Raw genomic sequence first — 2,550 nt, 5'->3', positions numbered from 1 at the left:
GCCGGCCACCGCCCGTTCCGCCACTTGCGAGGATTGCGCCACCTGGCTCGCGATCTCACGGATCGAGATCGACAGCTCCTCGGTGGCGGCTGCCACCGTCTGCACGTTGGCCGAGGTCTGCTGGGCCACCGAAGCCACAGTAACGGATTGCTGCGTGGTCTGGCCGGCGATGGAGGTCATCGACTGCGCGGTGGCTTCCATCTCGATGGCGGCGGAGGACAAGCCCTGCGTCAGGGCCGAGACGTTCGTCTCGAAGCGCTTCGTGAGCTGATCCAGCACCTCCGCCCGGCGCATCTTGGCCTGGTTCTCGGCCTCCTGGGCGGCAGCCAAGCGGCGGGCCTCGACGGCGTTGTCCTTGAACACCTGGAGAGCACGAGAGAGTGCTCCGACCTCGTCCTTGCGCTCGACGCCCGTCACGTTGACCGACAGATCGCCGTTCGCCAGCTGCCCCATCGCTCCGGCCACGCCGTTCAGGGGACGTGCGACGCCATAGACCATGATCGCCCCCAGCAGGCCGATGGCGATCGTCAGGCCGATGACAGACGAGGTGATCAGCTGCGTGGAGGTGAAAGAGGCAAGATCGGCCGCCTCGGTTTTCTCGTGATTGAGGGCCTGGAGGTTCGCATCGATTCTCTGGTCGAGCGCCTGCATCGCCTTGTCGCGCAGAGCCTGCCCCTCACCGGTCGACAACTTGAAAGCTTCTTCGCTTTCGTTCAGCTGCGTATGGGCAATGCTCCGACCCATGACCGCAAAGTATTCTTCGATAGTCTTCTTCAATGCCTCATTGGAACTGCGGATATCGGGCGAATCGGAAAGTGCAATAAGATTGTCGAAATCTCTGAGAGCTGCTTCCTTCGCATCCTTGAAGCGCTTGTCATAGATCAGGATCTGTTCGACGCGCGTTTCGATGATCAGGTTCTTTTCCTGGATCGCGGCGTCATTGACATTAGCCTTGGCACTTAGCGCCGTGCTGCGCCGCGCCGCATGAATGTCGACGATCAGCTGCGTCTCGCTCGCAAGGGTGTCGAGGCTGGATTTGGCGAAAACGATCAGTCCGATCGTTACGGCGATGAACAGAGCCACCGGAACGGCGAGCTTCGTGATCAGTTTGAGATTATTGAGCACTCTCATTGTCGTCTCGTGATCTGTCCGCATTCCCACGGACGGTGCGCGCGTCCCGCGACGCGCAGGAAGTCGGGATCACAGGAATTAGCTCCTGTAGCTTGCGTCAGGCTGGTCGGCGATCGGGAATGTTGCGCCGGCTAAGGACCGTAATTTGCCTCGCCACCTTTGTGAGTTGCCCGGCGGACAGACGATGCCCCGTAAGTAGACAATGACAAGGGCCGCTGTTTGCAGCGGCCCCTTCCGTCCTGCCCTGCCCGTCCTGCCCTGCGGAGGCTCGACCTACGCGGCCTTGACGCCATGGAGGAAGGTTTCGACCTCGCGCCCGAGATCGTTGGAGTGACGCGACAGCTCCTGGGCCGCGCCCAGCACCTGAGAGGCCGCCGCTCCGGTCTCGCCGGCGCCCTGCTGCACGTCGCCGATGCTGCCGGTCACCGCTTCCGTGCCGCGCGCCGCCTCCTGCACGTTGCGGGCGATCTCGGCGGTGGCCGCGCCCTGCTCCTCCATGGCCGCCGCAATCGAGGTCGAGATCTGGCTCATCTCGGTGATCGTGCGGGCGATCTCCTGGATCGCCGAGACCGTCTGCTGGGTCGCCTGCTGCACCGAGCCGATCTGGGCCGAGATCTCCTCGGTCGCCTTGGCCGTCTGGCTCGCCAGCTCCTTGACCTCGGTGGCCACCACGGCAAAGCCCTTGCCGGCCTCGCCGGCGCGCGCCGCCTCGATGGTGGCGTTGAGCGCCAAGAGGTTGGTCTGGCCCGCAATGGTGTTGATCAGCTGCACCACGTCGCCGATCTTCGAGGCGGTCGCGGCCAGATCCTGCACGGCCGCATCGGTGCGCCGCGCCCCCTGCACGGCCCGGTCGGCGATCTGCGAGGACTGCGCCACCTGGGAGGCGATCTCACGGATCGAGATCGACAGCTCCTCGGTGGCGGCTGCCACCGTCTGCACGTTGGCCGAGGTCTGCTGGGCCGCCGACGAGACGGTGACCGACTGCTGCGTGGTCTGGCCGGCGATGGAGGTCATCGATTGCGCGGTGGCTTCCATCTCGGTGGCGGCCGAGGACAGGCCTTGCGTCAGGGCCGAGACGTTCAGCTCGAAGCGCTTCGTGAGCTGGTCCAGCACCTCGGCCCGGCGCATCTTGGCCTGGTTCTCGACCTCCTGGGCGGTGGCGAGGCGGCGGGCCTCGATGGCGTTGTCCTTGAACACCTGCAGTGAGCGGGCCAGTGCGCCGACCTCGTCCTTGCGCTCGACCCCCGTCACGTTGACCGACAGATCGCCGTTCGCCAGCTGCCCCATGGCAGTGATGCTCCTATAAAGGTCAAGAGGTCGAAGGGACTGTCGTGGGAGCCCTGCTGGCTCGGCAGAGATAGCCGAAGATCTCCCGCGCGACAAAGCGCTTGAGGCAACGAATGATCTCCATTTTGCCCT

At 64.5% G+C, this 2,550-nt stretch carries 2 protein-coding genes; both read right to left on the bottom strand.

Annotated elements, in window-relative coordinates:
• On the bottom strand, nucleotides 1–1,131 hold a 1,131-nt coding region (locus tag FS320_RS41660), incomplete at its 3' end, for a HAMP domain-containing protein (RefSeq protein ID WP_152718421.1).
• A 273-nt stretch (nucleotides 1,132–1,404) separates the two neighbouring features.
• Nucleotides 1,405–2,550: methyl-accepting chemotaxis protein (locus tag FS320_RS41655; RefSeq protein ID WP_192926418.1), on the bottom strand; the 1,146-nt coding region annotated here is incomplete at its 5' end.

It is taken from the genome of Microvirga tunisiensis (genome assembly GCF_009296175.1).
In the GTDB taxonomy this organism is placed as follows: Bacteria; Pseudomonadota; Alphaproteobacteria; order Rhizobiales; family Beijerinckiaceae; genus Microvirga; species Microvirga tunisiensis.
Note: the sequence above shows the minus strand (reverse complement) of the source record. Positions and strands in the feature narration are given on the sequence as shown.